Genomic DNA, 24,495 nt, shown 5'->3' on the forward strand with positions numbered 1-24,495 from the left:
GGAGCCATCATTCATAATAATTACTTAATCTTTATGAGTTATAATTATACATTATATAATTTTAGTGAGTATTTCGTGTCCTATACAATAGATAATCCCGGTGGTGGTGATTGCGGCTTCTATGCGTTTGCTATCGGCCTAATCAATATCATCCAACATGAATACGAACTCAGCGGCAGTAGTGCCACTTTTGAAAAATGGCAGCATGCGGGTCTTAAGAGAATTCGCTTACAAGATATTTTGAGTATCGATTTAAACCAGTTAATGAACTCACCGTATAATTACAAAAGCAATGAGTTGTCTACATTACAAATGTCCTTGCGACTTATAGCTGTTAATGCTTATAGAGAAGATTTACTGCGACGCATCTCTATTGAAAGGGAATTTGCAGACAAACCAACGACCGTTGAAGGCTCACCAATCTTTGCTAAATTCATGCAGTTGGTCCAGTTTTATAAAACAAATCCTGATTCAGTTTACCCAGATAGCCATTTTAATGAATTAGCCTTGTCTCCTGAAGTCGTCAAACTGGCCAAAGAAACAGCGAAATCAGTGAAGGGTATACTTCAAAATCAAGACTTTGCTAAGGATCAACGGCTTGAAAACAAACACGTCAAAGAAGTGTTTCTACGCGACGTCGTACTTAAAAATGGCCTATTAAACCCTGATTCTGTGATCCTTGCCGGTACTGATAAAATCCAAGAACAAGGAAGATGGGCTACTCATAGTGATTTGAGAGAAATTACCGGCACACTCCATACAAACTTATATGTGAATGGCCATTTGAATGGACCAGTGTCACCGCATTGCCCAACAGTAAAACTCAATAACCATGGCAATGCTCATTGGACGACCGAAGTAGATCAACTACCCAAAAATACCAAGGTCGTTTCAAAAAAGAGAACTGCTGCAGAAGAACCAGAGTCATCCAAAGGACTGCTTACTGAAAAACTGAGCAGATCTTCTTCAAAATCTGATGTTTCACACCATTCAGCTCAACGAAGAAATCAACAAGAGCAAACTACCTCTAGCATAGAGGAGCAAGTTATTGAGGCAACGATCAGTACTCAAACTCAAAAAGACAAAGTGGAGCGATACAGAGAAAATATAAAACAGCTCATTCAGGCATCTTCAGGTCTAGGTCTTTTTGCTAATGTAAAAAATAAAATTGATATTAACGATATTGATTCAGCTGAAGCAGTTTATGATTCAGAAAAAGGTGCTAAAGAATCTGATGAATCATTTGCAGCTCGCCTCCAAGAGGCAGAGCTAAGACGTGCTAAATTGAAATAGATGCAGATATCGCTCTTCAATATAAAAATTTGTCTAGGATAAAACAAGAATATAATTGATATCTACCTTATCAATCAGTGAGGCCTGTCGAGTTAGAGGATTATAAGCTAGGCCTTTCATATCTATCATTTGCATCTCCAAAGCCCGCGACATCTTAAGCAGTTCGCTAGGCTTGATAAATTTATTGTAATCGTGGGTTTGTTTCGGCAGCAGTTTAAGCAAATATTCAGCCGCAATAACTGCCCCTAGATACGCTTTTAGAGTTCTGTTTATTGTAGAAACGAATAAAAGCCCCCCCGGTTTCAACAACCGTTTACAATGCTGCAGAAGTAGCTCAGGCTTTTGCACATGCTCTAACAACTCCATACAAGTTACAACGTCAAACATTGGAGACTCATAGTCTTCAATTGGGGTATCCAAGTAGTTTATGGTTAAAGAACTCTGGGATGCATGTTCTTTTGCAACTTTGATTGACTCGGGTTCCGCATCAATCCCTGTCACCTGTGCACCCAGTTTAGCCATAGCCTCACACAATATTCCGCCCCCACAGCCAACATCCAATACTCTACGCATGGAAAGGTTAGAATGCTGCGTAATAAATTCCAACCTTGTTCCATTAATATCATGTAATGTTTTTAATGGACCATTAATATCCCACCAGTCTTGTGCTAGTTGAGCAAATTTATTCACCTCTTGAGTATCAATAGTCGATTCGTTAGTAATCATGTGGTAAGAAATCCATTGGTTTAGGCAATTAGCGATTTAGGTATTGTATACCCAAGATACTTCAAATTGCTATTTTACAAGACTTACGAAAAACTCCCAATCTCTTCGTTAACAATAAATCAGGACTTACGCAAAACCCTTTTTTAACGACGAGATCATGGTTTTTTGTAAGCATTTCAAGCACCAAGTGCTCCACATAAACTAGATAACTTCGAACAATCAACCCCTCATCTGCCGCCCTTCGGGCACCTTCTCCCCATTCCTGGGGCGAAAGGGAAATTGAAGGGTGTTATTTAGAAGTGCTGTACATGTCAATTTAGTCATTTAGTGCATCTAAACACCTTCATTGACATGTCTTGTTGCCCTAACCTTGGGGTTTTCATAAGTCCTGTTTAGTCTGTTGCCTGTACAAATAAATTCCTCTAACATGGGGTAAAGGGATAATCAGGAGTGATTATGTTTTTGGCCAACTGCAATATCCAGGAATTGGTAACCAAGCAAGTAAAATTATTTCTTCAGAATGAAGAACTATCCTACTCCGAAATCAAAGCACTTATTCTTAGTAAAGCACCAATCCCGAAAATTCAATCTGCGATAATTTCTGCATTCAATCAATCAAAAGAGTCTGATTTAAAATCAGTTAAAAAAAAATTAGAAGAGCAAGCTTATAAAACCCAACTTCAAGAAGACAAGAAGCAAAAAGAAAAGGACAAGGTTGAGGAAGAAAAGGACAATAATCAAAAGGAGCATTTAAAACGACTATTGAGAAATATTCCTAGTGAATTAAGTGAACATGAATCTGAATTACGTCAATTAAACGGTAAACTAATGCGTTTGATTGAAAGCCAAATACAAGTCGAAGTCACGCAAAATTCGACTAGAACAAAAAACTCATTAAGTAGTAACAGCACAACGAACGCGTCAATTGAACGAGTACGCAGATCCATGTCTGACCATGAGGCAAAGATTCAATTGCTCATTGAAAAGGACACGAACAGTAAGAAACAATTAAAAGAGATAGAAGCTCGTGCTAAAAATCGATTGGATAGAGCGGATAGGCGTGAGAGAAGAGAGCAAGCTCGCATTGGTTACAGCACTACTGGAGAAGAACTATTAGAGACCTTATCCACCAAAAATCAAGCTTTGTTGAATCAATCCATTAAGAAACAAGAAGAAGCACTTGGACTAAAATGTTCTAATCTAGTGCAAGAAGCTGAACAACTCAATTACCCAATTTTTCTGGATGAGCTTGAACAACACCTTAATGAAGGATCGTCCCAATTATCACCCCAGGCAACTCGCGCCTTGCATGCCAGTCTAAAATTAATGCGCAAGCACATTGAATTTGAACATGACTATGTGAATGCCATAAGCAGTCTAAATCGTAAAAAGCAAACCATTAGCTTATTAAAAAATAAGCAATTCGAATTAAGTGGCAGGCTAAAAGGCTTAAGGAATGCGAATCCTAAATTAACCAGTAGCAATCAAGAGCTTAAGATCAAAAACGTAGAACTCAAAGCTGCATTTGAATCAAACTCTGCCTGGCGTCAAAAACTAGTCATGCCGTCTTTATTGCTGGCAGGACTGACCTTTCTTTCCGTCATACCTATGATTTTAACTCTCAGTGGAGTCATACCATTTTTCATTTCACCAGCCCTACTCTATGCTCTTGTTATCACCCCTCCTGCCTCTTTGCTTTTAGCCACATTAATTACCGGAATTGCAACTATTGTATTCATTGTAAAAGCAAATGCCAATGAATCCGCATTAAAAGCGAATATGCAATTGATTGAATCAAACACAAGTCAAATGAGTCGTAATTCACAAAATTTAAACGCTATTGAAGCAACCACACTGCCAAATCTTGAGTCTCAAATAAAACGTGAAGAAGGCCTAAGAGATCAGCTACTTAACTCACTAAACTCGTCAAAATCTCAAGCCGATCAAGCTCTTAAACAGGCCAGTGAAATCGAGTTTGTTTCTTTTTCTAACTCACCCTTTTTAAGTAAAAGGAAGGATGAATCCAAGACAAAAAGCGAATCTGTTTCAGCTGAGACGACTGAACAATCTGATGTAGAAGACGAGGAAGAGACGGAACAAGCTACGCTGGATGTTTGACTGTATACCTAATGAAACATCCGCTCCATCACGGTTGCGGTTCAGATTTTCATTGTACTAACCGAGCCGCGACCCTAAGGGCTGAGGAGTCGACTCGTATTATAGTGCACCAACTAATCTCTTCTCTGATGGTCAGTAAGCGTTGGTCCGGCGCTTCGCCTAATGGTGCTGCCTTAGCAGCGTCATTCGTGAAAGTGGATAGTTCCGTATCCGCTTGCTGACGCGCGCGGCTCGGTTCATCCCCTGCTGTGACTAGGATTTGATTCAGACAGCAAAGAACGAACCGAGCCGCGCGCGTCAGCAAGCGAACCGATTCACTCCCTGTTGTGACTAGGATTTGATTCAGACAGCAAAGAAAAAACCGAGCCGCGCGCGTCAGCAAGCGGACCGATTCACTCCCTGTTGTGACTAGGATTTGATTCAGACAGCAAAGAAAAAACCGAGCCGCGCGCGTCAGCAAGCGGACCGATTCACTCCCTGCTGTGGCTAGGATTTGATTCAGACAGCAAAGAAAAAACCGAGCCGCGCGCGTCAGCAAGCGGACCGATTCACTCCCTGCTGTGACTAGGATTTGATTCAGACTGCAAAGAAGAAACCGAGCCGCGCGCGTCAGCAAGCGGACCGATACGGGTCCCTAATGACACCGCTTAACGCAGCGCCATTAGGCGAAGCACCCGACCTTTGGTATAAATGCCCCATTTTAAACAATGAGTCAATTCCTCTACCGTAAGGGAGTGGACGTTGCGCGTTGAATAATCCATCATCCATTCTCCTATTGACTCATGCCTTTACTATTGGCAGCTCTTCCCATTTTGTTGTAAAACATGGAGAGCGTAATTGAGCCCGCATAGCCCAGGGCTTTGTATTTCCCTCTGCTGCTAAGCGCAAAGTATGACGACCATATTTTGCGTTGACCGCATCCAAAACCGACATTAATTTCTGAGTATGAAGAAGTTCCTCTTTTGATGGTTGATTAAATAAATCAAACTGCAGGCATTGTTTATCTTGCAAATCGCCTAAAAATACGCCTACTTTTTGATAATAAAACCCTGAACGAAAAATTTGACGTAAACACCACTTCGCGTTATGGGTAATAGAACGCAAATCATCACTAGGATGAACCAGCTGAAATCCTATCGATTGCTGATATTGCGGTAAATCTAACCGGAATCGATTCGTTTGTATGAACACAGACAAATACCGCGCTACTAGCCCTTGTTGACGTAACTTTTCACAGGCCCTAGCGCAATGGCTGCTGATGGCTTGCGCAAGTGCAGAATATTCTGTTTGCATCGTTCCAAATGACTTTGAAGAGATAATGCTCTTTCTTGATTCATTATTTAGCAAGCCAGAACAAGAAACACCCCGTAACTCAAGTGCAGTGCGCTGTAACATTGCGTTAAATAATCCTTTCACTTTAAGTAAATCAAGATTCGCCAGATGCTGTGCTGTATAGATTCCCTGCTGCACTAGTTTTTTACTCCATTGTCTACCTACTCCCCAAACGTCACCGACGGCTATTTTGTCTAACCAAGCACTTTCCTTATCGATACGAAACACCGGGATTTTCAGCTCCTTTTTGGCTATATTATTTGCTAATTTAGCCAATGTTTTAGTAGAGCCAATGCCTATGGATACAGGTATGCCCGTGTAACGTAAAATCGTTTTTTGCAAGTCTCGGCAAAATAACTCTTGTGCCGTCAGTGGTAAACTCTGTAAATCAAGGAATGCCTCATCAATCGAATAAATTTCGACCTCTGGCCAATGCTCCTCAATCACAGACATAACTCTCCGTGACATATCGCCATACAAGGTATAATTTGATGAAAACACATGCACTTTATGCTGTTTGCACAAGCTTCTTACCTCAAAATAAGGTACTCCCATCTTAATACCTAGTGCTTTTGCTTCATTAGATCGCGCAATGACACAACCATCATTATTGGATAAAACCAAAATGGCTTTGTTTGCTAATGAAGGTTGAAACACACGTTCGCAAGATGCGTAAAAATTATTACAATCAATTAAGGCAAACATTATAAAACCGTATGGATAACATTCGTTACTACCCCCCAAATGACCATGTCGTATTCCTCGGTAACATCAATCGCTGGAAAATTAGGATTTTCAGCGATCAGTTGTACTCTTCCTCCTTGCTGAAATAGACGCTTTACCGTTAGCTCACCATTGAGTGCTGCAATGACAATTTTTCCGTGAGTAGCTTCAATGCTGCGATCCACTACTAAAATATCCCCTGAGTGAATACCTGCCTGAATCATTGAATCACCAGATGCTCGCACAAAAAAAGTAGCCGCGGGATGTTTAATCAAATAGTCATTCAAATCCAACATGCTATCAATGTAATCATCTGCTGGAGATGGAAAGCCTGCTCTTACACTGCTTAAATACAATGGAATTTTAAAGGAAACTGGATCCTTCTGAATATAGTGTATAACCTCTTGTACACGGGATTCAGGAATACGAACCGTCCGAGTTGGCTCCTTATATTTTCCTTGCCCTCTAGGCCGACCAGCCCCTACTCTCACCCCACCATGAGACATGCACGCTCCATACTTGAATATCGTTACTTTATTCAAGTTTAGTATCGAATAAGCCACCTGTAAAGCCCAATGAAACAATTAAAGCATCCTATTTGACTACACACCTAAAACTGAGATATCGTTCTAAATTTAGTTCTAACACTAAGTCTATGTTCACATCCTATAAAGAACTCATCAACGAAATTCAAGCCAATCAAAACAAGATGGTTGCTCAACTTCATCAGTTTTGTGAGATTAATTCAGGCACGACGAATCTAGAAGGCCTAGCTAAAATGGCCCTGACTTTAAGCAATGCCTATCAAACGATAGCTGACAGCATTCAATGTAAATCGCTCAAACCTTTTCCGGTAATTGATATGTCTGGGAATACCATTGAGCAGCAATCTGGTGAGATGCTGTTGATACAAAAACGTCCCGAGTTAAAACGAAGAATACTCTTAAGCGGGCATATGGATACAGTGTATTCCATCAATAACCCTTTCCAAACTTTACGCCAAGTTGACAATAATTGCATTAACGGTCCAGGTGTGGCAGACATGAAAGGTGGTCTTATTGTCATGTTGCAGGCATTATCTGCTTTTGAAAATACCCCTTTCGCCTCTACACTAGGGTGGGATGTATTAATCAACTCTGATGAAGAAATAGGATCTCCTGCTTCAAGCGCATTATTCGAAGAAATTGCCAAAAACTATCAAGCTGCTTTAGTATATGAGCCAGCGATGACTCCAACAGGAATACTCGCAAAGAACCGCAAAGGAAGCGGGAAATTAACCATCATTGCGAAAGGCAAATCAGCTCATGCTGGTAGAGCATTTGAGGAAGGACGAAATGCAATTTGCTATTTAGCCGAAGCAGTTGTTGCTACTCATGCACTGAATGGACTAAAACCAGGAGTTACTATCAATGTAGGTAAAATTTCTGGTGGAGACGCCTTAAACGTTGTTCCTGATAAAGCTGTAGCACAGCTTGATATTCGCATCAGTATGCCTGAGGATGAGCTCTGGGTAAGGGAAAGCTTAAATAAGATAATGAGCAAATTAGAACGTCCAGATTACTCGTTGCAAATAGCAGGTCATTTTGGACGCCCTGTAAAACGTATATGCCAAGGCACAGAACGTTTATTTCAACGATTGAAAAACATAGGTAAAGAGCTAAAGGTAACAATCGATTGGAAAGACAGTGGTGGATGTTGTGATGGTAATAATTTAGCTCAACATGGATTGCCTGTATTAGATACTTTAGGGGTGAGAGGCGGCAATATACATAGTGATCAAGAATATATATTGCTGGATAGCTTATCAGAGCGAGCAGCCCTTAGTGCACTACTTTTAGTTGATCTTGCACAGGGTGGTTTAGAGGATCTTAAAAAATGATGCTATTTCGCAGCGTGCGCGAATCGGACTTAGATGCTATTCATCATCTAGCAGAAATAAGCGGTGTGGGGATGACCACACTTCCTAAGGATAAAGACTTACTAAAAAAAAGAGTACAATGGTCCTGTGAATCTTATAAAAAAGCGGTTCAAGGCCCAGGAAATGAATATTATTTTTTTGTTCTTGAAGATCTTAAAAATAATAAGATAGTAGGCACATCGGCCATTGAAGCAAGAACGGGTTATGAAACTCCCTTCTACTCTTACAAAATATCTAAGCGTACTAGAATTTGTCATTCATTAAATATTCGCAGTGATTATGAAGTACTAAGCCTAGTTAATGACAATCAAGGTCGAACGGAAATTTGTACTTTATTTTTAGCGCCTGAGTTTCGAAAAAATAATAATGGACTATTGTTATCAAAAGCACGCTTTCTATTTATGGCTCAATTTCCAACTCGCTTTGCCCCAATAGTCATTGCCGAGATGCGTGGTATATCTAATGACCAAGGCCAATCACCATTTTGGAACAATGTTGGCGCCCATTTTTTTCACATGCCCTTTGCGGAAGCTGATAGGCTAACCATTGCTACCAACAAGCAATTTATAGCAGACTTAATGCCTAGGAACCCCGTTTATGTCAAACTTTTGTCTAATGAAGCACAAGAGGTAATAGGGAAACCACATCAATCCACAGTCCCTGCAATGAACATCCTATTGCATGAAGGGTTTCGCTATAATAATTACGTTGATATTTTTGATGCGGGCCCTACCATAGAATCTCCATTAAAGGAAATTCGGACAATTTCATTAAGTCGCCTGATGAAGATTAAAAGCATTAGCGATGAAGCAAGTAGTCATGAATATCTCCTGGCAAATACAACTGTGAATTTTAAAGCAACTATAGGCTTCGCTATTTTTAATGAAAATGACAGTAGCTGTATCATTAGTAAAGAAACGGCTAAACTTCTAGAAGTGACCATTGGGGATCATTTACGAGTAGCTCCCCTTCGCATTCATGAAGCACCTCCATTGTAAGAAGGGATGAGCGATGTTAAATACAGTTATACAAAGCAAAGGACAATACATAAACGGAGAATGGAACAAGGGTAAAGGAACAACTCTTGAATCAATAAACCCAGCAAATGGCCAACTCATTTGGCAAGGAAGTAACTCAACAAAAGAAGAAATATCCGCTGCACATCAAGCCGCTCGCATTGCTTTATCCAAATGGAGCAACACTAGTTTTGATCAACGGGCAGAATTCACTCAAGAGTTTGCTCGCCAGGTGGAAAAGAACCGCGACAATTTAGCCCGATTAATCTCAATAGAAACAGGTAAACCTTTATGGGAATCCTTGACAGAGGTCAGCTCAGTCATTGCTAAGATCAATATATCCATTCAAGCCTATAAAGAAAGAACTTGGCCCAAACAAAGCGAAACCGCAGAAGCTACTGCATCGCTTCGCTTCAAACCTCATGGAATAGTAGTAGTACTAGGTGCATTCAACTTTCCTGCGCATTTAAGCAATGGTCATATTGTCCCTTCTCTTTTGGCTGGCAACACCGTTTTATATAAGCCAAGCGAACAAACTCCAGCAGTTGCAGAGTTCATCATGGAGTGTTGGGATGCAAGCGGTTTACCCAAAGGAGTAATACAGTGCCTTCAAGGAGATATTACTTGTGGTCAAGAATTACTCTCACAAGACATACAAGGCGTTTATTTTACAGGTAGCTATCCAACTGGCCTTAAAATACACCAGACGTTTAGTCATAAACCAGAAGTTATTTTGGCGTTGGAAATGGGGGGCAATAATCCTTTGGTCATAGATACAGTAGACAATATGGATGCAGCTATCTATCACAGTTTATTATCCACTATGATTACCGCCGGTCAGCGCTGTACCTGTGCTAGGCGCCTAATCATCCCGAATACTGCTTTTGGTGATGAATTTTTACAACGGTTTATTAAAGCTTGTCAAAGCATTAAAATTGGCTCTTATGATGAGCAACCAGAACCATTTATAGGCCCTGTCATTAGCCATTTACAGGCCTTAAAGCATTTGCATGCCCAGAAGCAATTATTAGAGTTAGGGGGTGAGTCCCTTTTACCCATGACTTTAATGAGGGAATACACAGGATTTCTAACTCCAGGTGTAATGGATATGACCAAGGTTAGAAATCCTGTAGATGAGGAAATTTTTGCCCCCTTTGTTCAAGTTTACCGTTATCGCAATTTTGATGAAGCAATTGAATTAGCCAACTCAACCCGATATGGCTTATCAGCGGGTCTACTTGGAAACAACAAAGTCCATTATGATCAGTTTTATCAACTCATTCGTTCGGGCTTAATCAATTGGAATAGGCCAACCACCGGTGCAGCTAGTACTTTGCCATTTGGAGGAGTAGGTTGTAGTGGAAATCATAGACCAAGCGCGTATTTTGCTGCAGATTATTGTGCGTACCCAGTAGCAAGTATGGAACACCCTTCGCTGACTACCCCAAACCAACTTTTACCTGGTATCGTATTGGAATAATGACATGAAAGTATATGAATTAAACATTGACGGATTGGTAGGATCGACACATCACTACGCAGGTCTTTCTGAAGGAAATATTGCGTCAACAACCAATGCCGCTTCTATATCTAATCCACAGGCCGCTGCATTGCAAGGTCTTGATAAAATGCGTACACTTCATAAACTAGGCTTAAAGCAAGCTCTTATGCCACCACAGCAACGTCCCAATCTGCAATTACTGCATCAACTCGGATTTAGTGGCACTCCAATCCAACAAATCAATAGAGCTTTCAAGTCAGCACCTGAGATCCTTAGTGCGGTTTATTCAGCCTCAAGCATGTGGGCAGCTAATGCTGCTACTGTGTCTGCAAGCACGGATACCACTGATAATAGAGTCCATTTTACTGCTGCTAATTTAGTTAGCAATTTGCACAGAAGCCAAGAGGCTGAATTTTCTCGCCATTTATTACAAACCATTTTTTCTGATCAAACGTATTTTGCCCACCATCTTGTCTTACCAAGAACGACAACAATGGGAGACGAAGGCGCAGCTAACCATAATCGTTTTTGCAAGGATCATTCTTCACCAGGCGTTAATTTATTTGTTTATGGCAAGCAGGTTTTTGCGGGAAAGGGATCATCACCCACCCCTAGTAAATACCCTGCTCGGCAAACTAAGGAATCGTTTGAAGCGATTGTACGAAACCATCTCCTGGATCCAAATCAAGTTATTTTTGCCTGCCAGAATCCTGATGCCATTGATCAAGGAGTATTCCATAATGATGTGATATCTGTAGCCAATGAATATGTATTCCTTGTTCACGAGCTCGCTTTTCATAACCAAGCTGAAGTCTATGCAGAATTAAAAAAGAAAGCACCCTTCGAATTGAGAATCATTGAAGTTCCCGAGGAGCGCGTATCCATTAAGGATGCTGTTGACACCTATCTTTTTAATTCGCAACTCATTACCTTACCAGATAAAAACTCAATGATTCTCATCGCACCGATGGAGTGCCAAACGAACTATAATGTCAAAACTTACATCGATGAGATGATAGCTGACCCAACTAATCCAGTAAGCGAGATACGCTATCTGGATCTCAAACAAAGCATGAAAAATGGTGGTGGCCCTGCTTGCTTACGTCTACGAATCCCTTTGAATGAAAGAGAACTTATTTCAATGCACTCAGGGGTGTTATTTTCTAACGACTTATTCAATACGCTTGAAGTATGGATAAAAAAGTACTATCGCACTGAGTTAATCATAAACGATCTAGCAGATCCTCATTTTATGAATGAAACTTTGGAAGCACTGGATCAATTAACTCAAATTCTAAAACTGGGATCCATTTACCCCTTTCAGAATTAGGAATCATTTTAGCGATGTGGAAAGTAAAATTTGGGAGGTGTATATATACCTCTCCAACTGGATGTAAAGTGTATCAGAATTTTTTATACAGATGGCTAACATTTAGTGATGCTGCATGGCAAACTGTTATTAACCGCTACATACCAAGCAATCCTATTTTGCATTATCTTAAAGCACTAACTATCATGGTCAGAGCCAACCCAAGTGATTGCTGTCTACTAGGTCTTGGAGGGGCAGGAGTACCCCACATGTTAGTAAAAGGAAACCAGGAACATTCAATAGTTGCTGTGGATAATAGCTTGGATGTAATACAGATAGCAAAAAAGTTTTTCAAAGCCGATACCATTCCAAACTTAACTATTTTGCATCAAAATGCCAATGATTTCGTCCGCCACAATACGGAAAAATTTCACCATCTACTCATTGATTTGTATGACTCCTATCATTTTCCAGAGGATTGCCATAGCCTTGAATTCTTTCAACACTGTAAAAATTGTTTAGCCGAAAATGGATATCTAGCCATTAACTTAGCTAACCCAAAGGAGCAACTCTCTATTCTTAAACTGCTAAAACAAGTGTTTAATACCAGCATTGTCCTTACTATCCCAGACTGCGATAATATTGTGGTCATACTGCCACAAAACGGCGACAGAAATTCATTCATTCGAGCAATGAATGAAACACATGAGTTAAAAAAAATCTCATGGACAACCCCATGGGGTTATATTGCCGACTACTAGTTTGAGCGGTAATGATTGACGTATAGAATCAAACCAAATATCACTACTTCTGATCGCTCATATACATAATTGCTGCAATTAGAGCCTTATCAGAACAATCAACATTCGGGTCCTCCGATTCCTTACATAGACCACCATGATGCATTAAACCTTTGCCAATTTTCACACTGTAAAGCAAATAATCCATTCCAGTCTTAAACTGTTTGGGATTCGTTTTAGCCTCCTGATTAGCTTGTTCAAAACGCGTTTTCCAAGCCTTTTTATCAAAAGCTGCTGGAGACTTAATGGCTGGTGACAAATTGGGGGCATGACAATTTTTACAGGCTAATTCATAGGTATTCTTGCCTAAGTCATCTGCCAGCGCTGATAGACTCACGAAAAAAGCCATTAGAGATACAATGATGATTTTATACATGTTTCACTCCATTTAAATAATTATTATTTTCAGTAGGTTAACAGATCTTCAATTTTTTTACTTCTTGATTTAGGCAATTCGTAATTATGTTTCTCCTTGATAATATCTGCTGCTTTTTCAGCAATCATGATGGTAGCTGCGTTTAAATTGCCACTGATCATGCTAGGCATAATGGACGCATCAATAACTCTAAGATTGTCTAAGCCATGAAGCAGAGTTTGAGAATTTACAACTGACATACCATCGGCTCCCATTTTACAGGTACCACAGGGATGGTAAGCGCTATCTGCTTTTTCTCGAATAAAAGCATCGATTTCTGTGTTGGACTGTATGGATTTTCCTGGGGCTATTTCATCACTAATATAGGGATAAAACGCAGGTTGCGAAAAGATTTCCCTGGTTAATCGCACACAAGCACGCATATCACGTATATCGTCTTCAGTTTGTAAGTAATTCGGTTGTATCCAAGGATGATCAAAGGGGTTTGAAGACTTCAGGCTAATATACCCTCGACTACTGGGTCTCATTGTTCCAACATGAACTTGAAACGCCTCCTCTGTGACCTCTTTTCTTCCATGATCAATGACTAATGAAGGCAGGAAATGGTATTGAATATCAGGATGCGCGACATCTTCTCTACTCCTAATAAATCCTCCAGCTTCTAGATGAGAAGTTGCCCCTAAACCGGATCGCAACATGAACCATCGCAGACCTAGAAATTGCTTCCAAGGCGCGTATTGTTGCGAATACAGGGAAACAGGTTGCGTACATCGGTGCTGAATGTACACTTCTAGATGATCCTGTAGATTTTTTCCAACGCCAGGTAAATGGCATTTCACTTCAATTCCTAATTTACTGAGTTCTTGCGCATCTCCCACCCCTGATAGCATTAGCAGATGTGGAGAATTAATTGCTCCACAAGACAAAATAACCTCTCGTCGAGCATAAACAGTTTTAAGCCTTTTTTTATGAAGAAGATCTACACCAATAGCTCGGTTATTTTTGATGATTACCTTATGAGCATGTGACTTTGTCATAACAGTTAAGTTCGGTCGTCTCAACGCTGGTCTTAAATACGCTTCGGAAGAACTCCACCGCTTTCCATCATGAATAGTCATATCAAGACTTCCAAATCCCTCCTGCTGTTCACCATTCATGTCATTGGTGTATGGATAGCCAGCTTGTATTCCAGCATTGATAAAGGCTTGATACAAAGGATTAGCACATTTAGCTCTAGTAACCCTTAATAATCCATTGATTCCTCGATAATCATTTTCTCCAAGACTATAATGTTCGGATTTTTTAAAATAGGGTAATACGTCCTGATAAGACCATCCCAATGCTCCCTCATCTTCCCATCGATCATAGTCAAGTCGATGTCCTCTAATATACACCATAGCATTGAGTGAAGAGCTTCCACCTAAGACCTTACCTCTAGGCCAATAGAGTCTGCGTCCATTCATTTGTTCTTGCGGTTCCGTATGGTAATACCAATTGTATCTATTGTCTCGTAGGTTATAGGCTAATGCAGAAGGCATTTGAATCTTCCATGATTTATCCGAGGCACCTGCTTCGATTAATAACACCGAAACTAACGGATTCTCACTTAAACGGCTTGCCAGTACACAGCCTGCACTACCTGCTCCTACTACGATATAATCATATGATGGAGTTTTCATTTTAAAATTCCCTTTATTATTGTTTATACCTTCCTTGGCAACACAACAACTTCTTTATACTTTACTCATAAGGACAAACAACGTCCCCTAGCTCCACATAAATACTTTTTAATTGTGTATAATGATCTAAAGTTGCAACCCCATTTTCTCGCCCCATACCGGATTGTTTATTCCCACCAAAAGGCATTTCAATAGGGTTAATATTGTAGTTATTAATCCAGCAAGTACCTGCATCTAACTGAGCTATCACACAATGTGCTCTTTGAATATCCTTGGTGAAAATTCCTGCGGCTAATCCATACTCTGTATTATTAGCGCGTTGTATGACTTCATCTTCTTGCTCAAAACGCAGCACACTCATCACAGGTCCAAAGATTTCTTCTCTTACAATGCGCATATCATCACGACAATTTACGAAAATAGTGGGTTCTATGTAATTTCCTGCCTCAAAAACTCCATGAGTTAACCTATTGCCTCCATAATGGAGGCTAGCGCCTTCTGTAAGTCCTGCATCAATGTATGACATCACTTTGTCCAAATGAGGTTTTGATATCAATGGCCCCATTTGCGTTTCTGGATTTAATGGATCTCCGATTCTGATTTTAGTAACACGTTCTGTTAGCTGAGTTAAAAAATCTTGATAAATACTCGAATGAACAAATACTCGTGTGCCATTTGAACATATTTCACCCTGAGAATAAAAATTTGCCAGCATTGCAGCCGATACAGCATTGTTCAAATTAGAATCTTCAAAAAGAATAAGTGGTGATTTTCCACCCAGCTCCATAGTCACCTTTTTTAGACCGTCTGCCGCATCTCTCATGACCGCCTTACCTGTTGAAACGGACCCAGTAAAAGATATTTTTGCAACTGCAGAATGTTGAACGATAAGCTTCCCTGTTTCACCATCTCCTGTAATTACATTGAATACCCCATCGGGCAGTCCTGCTTCGGTATAGAGCTCTGCAAGCTTTAACGCTGTCAATGAAGCATGCTCAGAAGGCTTAAACACCATTGTATTTCCACAAGCCAATGCAGGTGCTGATTTCCAACATGCAATTTGAATTGGAAAATTCCATGCACCAATCCCCACGCACACTCCCAAAGGCTCTCTTCGGGTGTAAACAAAAGAAGAGGGGTAAGAAATATGTTGGCCACTCAAATCTGCAATAAGATCTGCGTAATAATCTAAGCAGTCAGCTCCAGATAATACATCAATAACCGAGGTCTCTTGTATTGGTTTCCCTGTATCTAGCGATTCAAGTCTTGCTAATTCAGCATTATTCTTACGCAATAAATGTGCAGTATTTCTTAATATTTTAGCTCTTTCTCGATGGGGTGTCGTAGACCAAGTTATAAATGCACGTTTAGCGGCATTTACTGCTAGCTCTATATCAGATTCCTTGGCTTTAGCAAATGAATAAAGGGCTTGGTTATTTGCAGGGTTCAGTGAAACAATCACATCGTCAGAGTTCGATTCCACATAACGTCCATTGATGTATAAATTAACGAATTCCTTTATCACTTTACCTCCTGGTTAAGCTAGTAATACGATAGCAAACAATGACATTAAAATCCCTGCTGTTTGCTTCACAGTAATTGTGTGGTTTAAAAATATTATCATTAATAATGTACTCACCATTGGATATAGTGCAGTAATTGTAACAATAGGAATTGCAGGCCCCTTTTGTAAAGCCACAATGAAAAACAAGGTACCTAAACCGGTAGTAACACCAGACAAAATAGCATAGGCAATCCCTTTTGTATTAAAACTTGGCTGAAAGTCCATGATTAATATAAAAAAAATCGCAACAATAAAAAAACCTAGTGCGGAGTAAAATGTTGCCGATTTAGCGCAAATTTCTGTTGATGTTTTGGCTCCCAAAAATCCCCATAGGCCAAAAAACATAAGTGAAAAGAACGTAAACATGTACCAAGGTTTAATCATTGACTGCTCCTTGACAAATTCTTTCTATTTTAGCGATGTACGTGGAATATCTCAATCATTTGTGGAAGCTGAGACTCATTTTTAAAATTGTGATTGTATCTTATCAATGACAATCAAGGCGTGAAAAAAGTGGGAGAACTATATTGGAGGTCATGAAACCGAGCCGCAACCGTTAGGGAGCGAACAAATGACAAATTTAAATCCGCTTGCTAACGCGCGCGGCTCGGTTTCTCTCTTGAGAGTGTGTGTAGAGATCCATCAAATTTCCATTAGATCCTTTTCTTTCGCGACTAGGATTGCATCCACCTCAGCAATGTATTTATCCGTTAATTTCTGAATCAATTCTCCAGCTCGGCGCTCATCATCCTCAGAAATAGCTTTCTCTTTCACTAGATCCTTTAATTGAGCATTAGCATCCCTTCTTACATTGCGAATAGATACCTTGCCTTGCTCACCTTCATGACGGACCACTTTAATTAATTCTTTTCTTCGTTCTTCAGTCAAAGGTGGCATAGGTACTCGAATAGCTGATCCCGCAGATGCCGGATTGAGTCCCAAATCAGAGTTTAATATAGCCTTTTCAACAGCTGCCACCATTGATTTATCCCAAGGTGTCACTGTTAATGTTCTTGAGTCACTAGTAGTTATATTAGCCACTTGATTTAAGGGGGTAGTACTTCCATAATATTCGACCATCACATGATCCAATAAGCTAGCATTTGCCCTTCCAGTTCTAATTTTTGTCATGTCCACTTGCAGAGCTTCAATAGCTCTTTTCATACGCTTTTCAGACTCTTGTTTGATGTCATTAATCATGATTGGCTCCTACTATAGTTCCTACTCTCTCTCCAGTTACAATTCGTTTATAGGCTTTAGGCTCTGCCATATTAAATACCTGCAGAGGCATTCCTTGATCCTGACATAAACAAATTGCCGTTGAGTCCATAACCTCTAAGCCTTTTGTTAACACTTCTTTATAGGTTAAGTAATCATAGCGGATTGCTTCTGGATTTTTAACAGGATCATCTGAATAGACACCATCAACTTTAGTCGCTTTCAGTACAACGTCCGCTCCAATTTCAATGGCTCTTAAACAAGCTGCTGTGTCTGTTGTGAAAAATGGGTTACCAGTGCCTGCAGCAAAAATCACAACATGACCATTACGTAAATGCGTAATTGCTTTTCGTCTATGGTATGGGTCAACTACTCCTAACATGGGAATAGCTGACATAATCCTAGCTGGCAAATCAATTCTTTCTAATGCATCCCTTAAAGCTAATGCATTCATTACTGTTGCCAGCATACCCATATGATCTCCAGTAACTCGTCCTACCCCGGCTTTCGATAAAGCCTTTCCTCGGAACAAATTACCACCACCCAAGACAAGCCCTACTTCAACACCCATCTGAATCAGTTCAGCAATATCATTCGCCAAAGAATCAAGAACTGAAGGATCGATACCAAATTGCGATTTGCCCATAAGCGCTTCACCACTGAATTTAAGCAATATTCGCTTATACTTCAATTTTGGTTGTTTATCATCCATCATGAGCGAACCTGAGCCATCACTTCTTCAACAAAGTTGTCTTCTTTCTTTTCGATCCCTTCTCCTACTTCAAAGCGAATAAAGGATACTACTTCAGCATTTTTCTCTTTTAATAGTTGTCCAACTTTAATATTAGGATCTTTGACATAGGGTTGACCAAGCAAGCTTACTTCATCAATGAACTTATTAATTCGTCCATCGATCATTTTGTCAATAATGTCTTGTGGCTTTCCACTTTCTTTTGCTTGAGCTGTAAAGATGTCTCTTTCATTTTCTATGGCTTCAGCTGGAACCTGATCTTTACTCACAACCATTGGCTTGCTTGCTGCAATATGCATGGCGATGTCTTTAGCAAGAGATTCACTTCCATTTTTCAAAGCAACCATAACACCAATTCTAGAACCATGTAGATAATAACCAACGACACAACCTTCATGATGCATACGTTCGATGCGTCTTAATTTAATGTTCTCACCAATTTTAGCAACCAGCTCTTGACGTGCTTGCTCAACAGTAACACCAGATGAAAGAATTTGACTTGATAATGCAGTTACATCACTTACAGAACTGGTTAATGCAACATCAGCAACGCTATGAGCAAATTTAGTGAAGTTTTCATCACGAGCAACAAAATCAGTCTCACTGTTTATTTCAATCATTACAGCAGTGCGCTCATCTGAAGAACGAGCAATGACAATGATACCCTCAGCTGCAACGCGGTCTGCCTTTTTATCTGCCTTTGCTTGACCAGCTTTGCGCATCTCAGTGATTGCTTCCTCTATATTTCCATTGGTTGCAATCAAGAACTTTTTGCATTCCATCATTCCTGCACCAGTTCTCTCACGCAATTCCATGACCAATGAAGCACTAATTGTTGACATATTCAATTCTCCACATAACAAAAAGGGGGCCTTTTAAATACTGCCCCCTTTGAAATTCAATAGAAATTATTCCTCAGACTTTGTTTCTTCTTTAGTGGTAGTAGCCACTTCAACAAACTCTGAATCAGAAGATACTCGTCCTACAGTATTACTGCTTTTACCATCTAAAATAGCATCAGCGACACAACGTACATAGATGTCCACTGCTCGCATGGAGTCATCGTTACCTGGAATAACGTAGTCAATGTTATCTGGGCTGTTATTGGTGTCCACAACACCAATAACTGGAATTTTTAAGCGACGCGCTTCTTCAACAGCAATATTTTCAAAGCCAACATCAACAACAAAAAGAGCATCAGGTAAACCGCCCATGTGTTCGATCCCACCTAAACTGCGCTCTAGCTTTTCAAGTTCACGGGTGAGCATTAGAGCTTCTTTCTTAATCATGTCGTTAAATAAGCCCTTTTCCTGCATTTCTTTTAGTTCTTTTAATCGAAAAATCGATTGACGAACAGTTTTATAGTTTGTCAGCATGCCACCTAACCAGCGATGATCTACGTAGGGCATTCCACAGCGCCTAGCATGTTCACGAATACTTTCTTGAGCTGCTCTTTTAGTTCCAACAAATAAAATCTTAGCTTTATTTGCAGCTAAACGACTGACGTAATTGGTTACGTCGTGTAACATGGGTAAAGTCTTTTCAAGGTTAATAATATGAATTTTATTTCTTGAACCAAATATATATTCACCCATTTTTGGATTCCAGTAACGAGTTCTGTGACCAAAATGAGCACCAGCTTCTAGCAATTCTCTCATACTTACATTCATAATTTTCTCCAGGGTTAAGCCTCCACGTCTCCCATACGTCACCCCAAAGGGACCCTAACGCATGTGACGAAACGTGTGTGTATTTAAAGCGCCATATTTATAACATAATAATTACAATTCATCAATTGAAATACTTAGCATGACATGCAATTTACAATTTGTTGGATTTTGATTTATATTGGTAATTCATTAGGTAATGGAGTACCAATATGCTAACTAAGTATGATAACAACCAAACCAGCAGCAATAATACTAGCTATCAACTATTGAGCGTTTACGAAAATGCCAGAGACTCAATATGGAGCTTATGGAATCATCATAGCTGGAGAGAGTTGTTCATAAAGGGAGGAGTAGTAGCCACCGCTGTTCTCTTTGGTGTCATTGCGGTACAAACTGGGGATAATGAACTCAAAACAAAACTAATCCGAGGGTCAATAGGAGCCGGAGTTGGATTTTTTATAGCAAATAGCTTTGTATCTCACTCAGTCCAAAATACTTGCAAAGACCTACGTGAAAATAATCAATTTCTTTTCTCACTGATCAATGAAAAATTGGTTTTATTAAGTGACTGCTACGATGAACAAACACCTAACTACAATGAGTTAATCAAGCTTGTACCAATTATAACGAATGTTGCTAAAAGCACTGCAACAATGAAACAATCTGCAACCAAACTCAATGAATTAAATCATTTGATAGCCATTTCCGAATTGCTGTCAATAATTGATAAAAAATTTACAACGCTCATTCAACAAATCTCCATGAATGGTTTAGAAAAATCTGCCGAATCTATTCAATCGACAAACCATTTCTTTGAAAATGAATTTCCGAAGCTCCTGATGTCTTATACAGTCGTAGAAGAAACTTCGCCAGAGACTCAGCTAAGCGCACAGTAATTCAGTGAACTTAGTCAAGGATTGAAAAAGCTAAACTGCTGCAGCAGCGGTGCTTGCTATGACTAATAATGCAAAAAGTACGGTTCTAATGGCATTTTTTTTCAATGACTTAGGTTTCATGATGATGCTCATTGGTTATAAGCTAATTATAGCACATCAATCCAACGAATCCTTTCCCTTATGGTCGCCGATCGGATTGATTAAGCAATGATCATAAGGGAGAAGAGTGGTTAATTTTCCTTAATTCCCAATCGGGCTAAAAAGTCCTTTACCTCATCCACGGTTAACTCATAACACTGTCCTCTGGACAAAAACCTAGGCATTGATAAAGAGCCATAACGAATTCGAATTAGGCGACTGACCTCAACTCCTTGAGAAGCCCATAATCGTCGAACTTCTCTATTTTTACCTTCGTTTAAGGTTACATGGTACCATGAATTGGTTCCTTCTCCCCCACGAAACTCAATGCGGGTGAATTTAGCCAGACCATCTTCGAGCATAACCCCCTTGGATAAATTATTCAGGGCTTCAGCACTGACTTGACCATGAACCCTAACAGCATATTCTCGTTCTAAACCATATTTCGGATGCATTAATTGATTCGCAAGCTCACCATTATTAGTAAATAGAAGAAGACCTGAGGTATTAAGGTCAAGACGACCTACTTGTACCCAACGACCTTGTCTTAAATGAGGCAAATTATCAAATACCGTTTTTTCAAACTTTGGATCATTTCGGCTTGAAATTTCACCGACTGGTTTATGATAAAGCAATACACGAACATTTTGCTTTCCCTTTAAAGGATTAGCAATCAATTTTCCTTTCACAGTAATTTTATCATTAGCGCTTGCTGAGTCCCCAATTTTAGCAGGCTTACCATTCACTTGAACCCATCCACTTTCAATCCATCGTTCCATTTCACGGCGGGAACCCAGCCCTGCCTGACTTAGTATTTTTTGTAATCTTTCACTACTCATTATGGCTATACTCTTCGTTAATTTGGTTAACTTGATGTCCTATCAACGAATCCATGACTTCAGGTAAAGTTGGAAGTTCAGCTAAACAATTTAAATTAAAATAATTCAAAAATTCCTTAGTAGTCGCATAGACTGCTGGCTTTCCAGGTACATCCTTATGCCCTGCTACTTTTATCCACTCTCTTTCCATCAAAGATCGAATAATCTGGCTATTGACTGCGACCCCACGTATCTCTTCAATATCTGCGCGAGTTACTGGTTGTTTGTAGGCAATAATCGCTAAAGTTTCAAGGAAAGCCCTGGAGTACTTGGCTGGTTTTTCCATTTGTAATCTTGCCACCCAAGGGCTGTACATGGATTTGGTTTGTATTCTATAACCCGAAGCGACTTGTATAAGCTCAATAGAACGGGAAACATAGTCATTACTCAGTTCCAATAGGACCTCATTGAGCTGTTCTAAGGTTGGTTTCTGCCAATCATCAAAAATAGCTTGGATTTTATCCAGAGTAAGTGACTCACTGCTAGTCAGCAGCAAAGCCTCAACAATGTTCTTAAGTTCATTATTATCCATATCAAGCAGCCTGAATATGTATGGGTGAAAATACTTGTGTTTGTGTTATAGTCAACAGAGCCTGTTTTGCTAATTCAAGAATCGCTAATAAGCTAACCACAATTCCCATGCGCCCTTCAGATGCATGATATAATTGACTAAACTCCATGACCGAGTGTTCCTGCAGTCTAAGTAAGATTGTACTCATACGCTCCCTGACTGACATTTGCTCTCGTACCACTTGATGATTACTGAGCCGCTCCTCTCTTTTGAGCAATGATTTCATCGCTTCAATTAATTCTAAAAAATCAACATCAGGATACACCTTAATGACCTCGATCAAATCAGGTTGAACTTGCGACGTAAAATTATCTCTGTTTAGTCTAGGCAGATTATCTAAGCATTCTGCAGCTTGCTTGATTTGCTCATACGCCTGTAGTCTTCTTACCAGTATCATGCGAGGATCCTCTTCCTCCTCTTCAGCACTAGCAGGAGATACTGGTAAAAGTAACCGAGATTTAATTTCGGCCAGCATCGCAGCCATCAACAAATATTCTGCTGCCAACTCGAGTTTTCTATTTTCCATTAATTGAATGTATTGAAGGTATTGCTTGGTAATGGACGTAATAGGAATATTTAGAATATCAATGTTTTGTTTTCGTATAAGGTACAAGAGCAAATCTAAAGGCCCACTGAATGAATCCAACAACACCTCTAATGCATCTGGAGGTATGTATAAATCATCTGGAACCTGAGTAATTTCTCGTCCATCAATTATGGCAATGGCTTTTACTTGAGGCTCATTGATTAACTCAGAAGCCATCAATAGTCTAATCCCATTACTTCTCTTACCGTATTTAAAGTCTTAGATCCCTCCTCGCGGGCCGCCTCACTTCCCTCTGCTACAATCCGTTTGACTGATCCTAAATCCGATTCAAATTCTCTTATAGATTCCTGAATAGGCTGTAATTCCTTTTGAATTGAATCAATCACAGGCCGCTTACAATCAACACATCCTATGCCAGCATTGCGGCACCCCTGTTGAACCCAATCTTTGACTTCATTGTCAGAATATATTTTATGAAATTGCCAAACTGGGCATTTTTCTGGCTCACCTGGATCAGTTCGTTTAATTCTTGCGGGATCTGTGGGCATCGTCAAAATTTTTTTCTCAACGGATTCAGGCTCCTCTCTCAACATAATTGTATTGTGGTAAGATTTGGACATTTTCTGCCCATCTGTTCCCGGCATCTTAGCCATCTCAGTGAGAAGCGGTTGCGGTTCGCTTAATATTATTTTTCCACTGCCTTCCAAGTACCCTAATAAACGCTCTTTATCTCCAATCGATAAACTTGATTGATCTTCAAGAAGTGCTTGGGCGGTTTGTATAGATTCGTGCATACCTAATTCTTGAAATTGCCTACGGAGTTCTTTGTATATCTTTCCATTTTTTTTGCCCATTTTTGTAATTGCAGCCTCGGCAAGTTCTTCAAAATTAGGCTCTTTTCCGTACAAATAATTAAAACGACGAGCTATTTCTCTCGTTAATTCGATGTGAGCCACTTGATCTTCACCCACTGGAACAAAGTCCGCATGATAGAGAAGTACATCCGCACTTTGTAGTAATGGATATCCTAAAAAGCCATAGGTGGATAAATCCTTGTCTTTCAATTTTTCTTGTTGATCTTTGAAACTTGGGACACGTTCAAGCCATCCAAGCGGAGTGATCATTGATAGCAATAAATGCAACTCTGCGTGTTCTGGAACCCATGATTGAATGAACAGTTTGCACAAACCTGGATTAACGCCGCATGCTAGCCAGTCAATCACCATATCCCAAAGGTGTTTTTCAATAAAATTGGGTTCGTCATATTGTGTTGTCAAGCCATGCCAATCCGCTGCAAAAAAGAAACAATCGTATTGATGCTGTAATTTAATCCAGTTTTTCAATACGCCATGATAATGTCCTAAATGTAGCCTTCCACTGACACGCATGCCAGAAACGACCCTCTTATTGGAAGTAAATAGAGCTGACATCAATTTCCTCTTTTGCTTGTTAAATAAAACTCACTCTAAAC

General features: G+C 39.8%; 23 protein-coding genes. 8 read left to right on the forward strand and 15 right to left on the reverse strand.

What is annotated here, in order from left to right; all coding sequences use genetic code 11:
* Positions 1 to 1,293 (forward strand): hypothetical protein (locus Lwal_RS03495; protein ID WP_238584277.1); only part of this gene is annotated, 1,293 nt, incomplete at its 5' end.
* Positions 1,294 to 1,326: 33 nt separating this feature from the next.
* On the opposite strand, the gene ubiG is transcribed toward Lwal_RS03495, so the two are convergent.
* The gene (ubiG, locus tag Lwal_RS03500) at positions 1,327 to 2,019 is read right to left on the reverse strand and encodes a bifunctional 2-polyprenyl-6-hydroxyphenol methylase/3-demethylubiquinol 3-O-methyltransferase UbiG (protein ID WP_058479534.1); all 693 of its coding nucleotides are present in this window, start codon (positions 2,017 to 2,019) and stop codon (positions 1,327 to 1,329) included.
* 456 nt (positions 2,020 to 2,475) lie between these two features.
* On the opposite strand from ubiG, the gene legC3 reads away from it, so the two are divergent.
* Positions 2,476 to 4,137 (forward strand): Dot/Icm T4SS effector LegC3/PpeA, encoded by a 1,662-nt coding sequence (gene legC3 / locus Lwal_RS03505; RefSeq protein ID WP_058479535.1) that lies wholly within the window; start codon positions 2,476 to 2,478, stop codon positions 4,135 to 4,137.
* 780 nt (positions 4,138 to 4,917) lie between these two features.
* On the opposite strand, the gene Lwal_RS03510 is transcribed toward legC3, so the two are convergent.
* Together Lwal_RS03510 and Lwal_RS03515 are read right to left on the reverse strand one after the other, a co-directional pair.
* Positions 4,918 to 6,174: a Y-family DNA polymerase gene (locus tag Lwal_RS03510; protein ID WP_058479536.1), complete on the reverse strand. Its 1,257-nt coding sequence runs from the start codon at positions 6,172 to 6,174 to the stop codon at positions 4,918 to 4,920.
* Positions 6,174 to 6,698, reverse strand: a complete 525-nt coding sequence (locus Lwal_RS03515) for a LexA family protein (protein ID WP_058479537.1) — start codon at positions 6,696 to 6,698, stop codon at positions 6,174 to 6,176. The genes Lwal_RS03510 and Lwal_RS03515 overlap by 1 nt, the downstream gene beginning before the upstream one ends.
* A 149-nt stretch (positions 6,699 to 6,847) precedes the next feature.
* On the opposite strand from Lwal_RS03515, the gene Lwal_RS03520 reads away from it, so the two are divergent.
* From Lwal_RS03520 to Lwal_RS03540, 5 genes are all read left to right on the forward strand, one after another.
* On the forward strand, positions 6,848 to 8,071 hold the full coding sequence (locus Lwal_RS03520; RefSeq protein WP_065235642.1) for a hydrolase: 1,224 nt from the start codon (positions 6,848 to 6,850) through the stop codon (positions 8,069 to 8,071).
* Entirely contained in the window at positions 8,068 to 9,108 is a 1,041-nt protein-coding gene (gene astA, locus Lwal_RS03525; RefSeq protein WP_058479538.1) for an arginine N-succinyltransferase, read from the forward strand. Before Lwal_RS03520 ends, astA begins: the two co-directional genes overlap by 4 nt.
* Positions 9,109 to 9,121: 13 nt before the next feature.
* On the forward strand, positions 9,122 to 10,606 hold the full coding sequence (gene astD / locus Lwal_RS03530) for a succinylglutamate-semialdehyde dehydrogenase (RefSeq protein ID WP_058479539.1): 1,485 nt from the start codon (positions 9,122 to 9,124) through the stop codon (positions 10,604 to 10,606).
* Positions 10,607 to 10,610: 4 nt separating this feature from the next.
* Positions 10,611 to 11,957, forward strand: a complete 1,347-nt coding sequence (gene astB / locus Lwal_RS03535) for an N-succinylarginine dihydrolase (RefSeq protein WP_058479540.1) — start codon at positions 10,611 to 10,613, stop codon at positions 11,955 to 11,957.
* Between the two features lie 68 nt (positions 11,958 to 12,025).
* A complete protein-coding gene (locus Lwal_RS03540) occupies positions 12,026 to 12,697 on the forward strand; it encodes a spermidine synthase (RefSeq protein ID WP_231951034.1) in 672 nt (223 codons plus the stop codon).
* A gap of 43 nt (positions 12,698 to 12,740) precedes the next feature.
* Here the strand turns inward: Lwal_RS03540 and Lwal_RS03545 are convergent, their stop codons facing one another.
* The 8 genes from Lwal_RS03545 to rpsB all read right to left on the reverse strand — a co-directional run bounded on the left by Lwal_RS03545 (position 12,741) and on the right by rpsB (position 19,997).
* Entirely contained in the window at positions 12,741 to 13,112 is a 372-nt protein-coding gene (locus Lwal_RS03545; protein ID WP_058479542.1) for a c-type cytochrome, read from the reverse strand.
* Positions 13,113 to 13,141: 29 nt separating this feature from the next.
* On the reverse strand, positions 13,142 to 14,791 hold the full coding sequence (gene betA / locus Lwal_RS03550; RefSeq protein WP_058479543.1) for a choline dehydrogenase: 1,650 nt from the start codon (positions 14,789 to 14,791) through the stop codon (positions 13,142 to 13,144).
* A 61-nt stretch (positions 14,792 to 14,852) separates the two neighbouring features.
* A complete protein-coding gene (gene betB / locus Lwal_RS03555; protein ID WP_197697716.1) occupies positions 14,853 to 16,316 on the reverse strand; it encodes a betaine-aldehyde dehydrogenase in 1,464 nt (487 codons plus the stop codon).
* A gap of 12 nt (positions 16,317 to 16,328) precedes the next feature.
* On the reverse strand, positions 16,329 to 16,739 hold the full coding sequence (locus tag Lwal_RS03560) for an EamA family transporter (RefSeq protein ID WP_058479544.1): 411 nt from the start codon (positions 16,737 to 16,739) through the stop codon (positions 16,329 to 16,331).
* A 258-nt stretch (positions 16,740 to 16,997) separates the two neighbouring features.
* Positions 16,998 to 17,555, reverse strand: a complete 558-nt coding sequence (frr, locus tag Lwal_RS03565) for a ribosome recycling factor (protein ID WP_058479545.1) — start codon at positions 17,553 to 17,555, stop codon at positions 16,998 to 17,000.
* The gene (gene pyrH, locus Lwal_RS03570) at positions 17,548 to 18,288 is read right to left on the reverse strand and encodes a UMP kinase (protein ID WP_058479546.1); all 741 of its coding nucleotides are present in this window, start codon (positions 18,286 to 18,288) and stop codon (positions 17,548 to 17,550) included. Before pyrH ends, frr begins: the two co-directional genes overlap by 8 nt.
* Positions 18,285 to 19,166, reverse strand: coding sequence for a translation elongation factor Ts (gene tsf / locus Lwal_RS03575; RefSeq protein ID WP_058479547.1), 882 nt, complete (start codon positions 19,164 to 19,166; stop codon positions 18,285 to 18,287). Before tsf ends, pyrH begins: the two co-directional genes overlap by 4 nt.
* A gap of 66 nt (positions 19,167 to 19,232) precedes the next feature.
* A complete protein-coding gene (gene rpsB / locus Lwal_RS03580) occupies positions 19,233 to 19,997 on the reverse strand; it encodes a 30S ribosomal protein S2 (protein ID WP_095197647.1) in 765 nt (254 codons plus the stop codon).
* Between the two features lie 206 nt (positions 19,998 to 20,203).
* Here rpsB and Lwal_RS03585 point away from each other — a divergent pair, with 206 nt between their 5' ends.
* Positions 20,204 to 20,890: a hypothetical protein gene (locus Lwal_RS03585; RefSeq protein ID WP_058479549.1), complete on the forward strand. Its 687-nt coding sequence runs from the start codon at positions 20,204 to 20,206 to the stop codon at positions 20,888 to 20,890.
* A gap of 230 nt (positions 20,891 to 21,120) precedes the next feature.
* On the opposite strand, the gene rluB is transcribed toward Lwal_RS03585, so the two are convergent.
* The 4 genes from rluB to Lwal_RS03605 are packed head-to-tail and all read right to left on the reverse strand — an operon-like array spanning position 21,121 to position 24,454.
* Entirely contained in the window at positions 21,121 to 21,867 is a 747-nt protein-coding gene (gene rluB, locus Lwal_RS03590; RefSeq protein ID WP_058479550.1) for a 23S rRNA pseudouridine(2605) synthase RluB, read from the reverse strand.
* On the reverse strand, positions 21,860 to 22,438 hold the full coding sequence (scpB, locus tag Lwal_RS03595; protein WP_058479551.1) for an SMC-Scp complex subunit ScpB: 579 nt from the start codon (positions 22,436 to 22,438) through the stop codon (positions 21,860 to 21,862). The genes rluB and scpB overlap by 8 nt, the downstream gene beginning before the upstream one ends.
* A 1-nt stretch (position 22,439) precedes the next feature.
* Positions 22,440 to 23,240, reverse strand: coding sequence for a segregation and condensation protein A (locus Lwal_RS03600; protein ID WP_058479552.1), 801 nt, complete (start codon positions 23,238 to 23,240; stop codon positions 22,440 to 22,442).
* Complete coding sequence (locus Lwal_RS03605; protein WP_058479553.1) at positions 23,240 to 24,454, reverse strand: tryptophan--tRNA ligase; 1,215 nt, start codon at positions 24,452 to 24,454, stop codon at positions 23,240 to 23,242. Before Lwal_RS03605 ends, Lwal_RS03600 begins: the two co-directional genes overlap by 1 nt.
* Positions 24,455 to 24,495: the final 41 nt, after the last annotated feature.

This window comes from Legionella waltersii (assembly GCF_001468085.1).
In the GTDB taxonomy this organism is placed as follows: domain Bacteria; phylum Pseudomonadota; class Gammaproteobacteria; order Legionellales; family Legionellaceae; genus Legionella; species Legionella waltersii.

What these genes read in the sequence shown, in the direction of transcription:
- Lwal_RS03560 (WP_058479544.1), bottom strand. Translation starts at nt 16,739, where the DNA reads ATGATTAAACCTTGGTACATGTTTACGTTCTTTTCACTTATGTTTTTT.
- frr (WP_058479545.1), bottom strand. Translation starts at nt 17,555, where the DNA reads ATGATTAATGACATCAAACAAGAGTCTGAAAAGCGTATGAAAAGAGCT.
- Lwal_RS03600 (WP_058479552.1), bottom strand. Translation starts at nt 23,240, where the DNA reads ATGGCTTCTGAGTTAATCAATGAGCCTCAAGTAAAAGCCATTGCCATA.
- tsf (WP_058479547.1), bottom strand. Translation starts at nt 19,166, where the DNA reads ATGTCAACAATTAGTGCTTCATTGGTCATGGAATTGCGTGAGAGAACT.
- ubiG (WP_058479534.1), bottom strand. Translation starts at nt 2,019, where the DNA reads ATGATTACTAACGAATCGACTATTGATACTCAAGAGGTGAATAAATTT.
- astD (WP_058479539.1), top strand. Translation starts at nt 9,122, where the DNA reads ATGTTAAATACAGTTATACAAAGCAAAGGACAATACATAAACGGAGAA.
- astA (WP_058479538.1), top strand. Translation starts at nt 8,068, where the DNA reads ATGATGCTATTTCGCAGCGTGCGCGAATCGGACTTAGATGCTATTCAT.
- Lwal_RS03515 (WP_058479537.1), bottom strand. Translation starts at nt 6,698, where the DNA reads ATGTCTCATGGTGGGGTGAGAGTAGGGGCTGGTCGGCCTAGAGGGCAA.
- rluB (WP_058479550.1), bottom strand. Translation starts at nt 21,867, where the DNA reads ATGAGTAGTGAAAGATTACAAAAAATACTAAGTCAGGCAGGGCTGGGT.
- Lwal_RS03585 (WP_058479549.1), top strand. Translation starts at nt 20,204, where the DNA reads ATGCTAACTAAGTATGATAACAACCAAACCAGCAGCAATAATACTAGC.
- pyrH (WP_058479546.1), bottom strand. Translation starts at nt 18,288, where the DNA reads ATGATGGATGATAAACAACCAAAATTGAAGTATAAGCGAATATTGCTT.
- Lwal_RS03520 (WP_065235642.1), top strand. Translation starts at nt 6,848, where the DNA reads ATGTTCACATCCTATAAAGAACTCATCAACGAAATTCAAGCCAATCAA.
- astB (WP_058479540.1), top strand. Translation starts at nt 10,611, where the DNA reads ATGAAAGTATATGAATTAAACATTGACGGATTGGTAGGATCGACACAT.
- betA (WP_058479543.1), bottom strand. Translation starts at nt 14,791, where the DNA reads ATGAAAACTCCATCATATGATTATATCGTAGTAGGAGCAGGTAGTGCA.
- scpB (WP_058479551.1), bottom strand. Translation starts at nt 22,438, where the DNA reads ATGGATAATAATGAACTTAAGAACATTGTTGAGGCTTTGCTGCTGACT.
- Lwal_RS03605 (WP_058479553.1), bottom strand. Translation starts at nt 24,454, where the DNA reads ATGTCAGCTCTATTTACTTCCAATAAGAGGGTCGTTTCTGGCATGCGT.
- legC3 (WP_058479535.1), top strand. Translation starts at nt 2,476, where the DNA reads ATGTTTTTGGCCAACTGCAATATCCAGGAATTGGTAACCAAGCAAGTA.
- Lwal_RS03545 (WP_058479542.1), bottom strand. Translation starts at nt 13,112, where the DNA reads ATGTATAAAATCATCATTGTATCTCTAATGGCTTTTTTCGTGAGTCTA.
- Lwal_RS03510 (WP_058479536.1), bottom strand. Translation starts at nt 6,174, where the DNA reads ATGTTTGCCTTAATTGATTGTAATAATTTTTACGCATCTTGCGAACGT.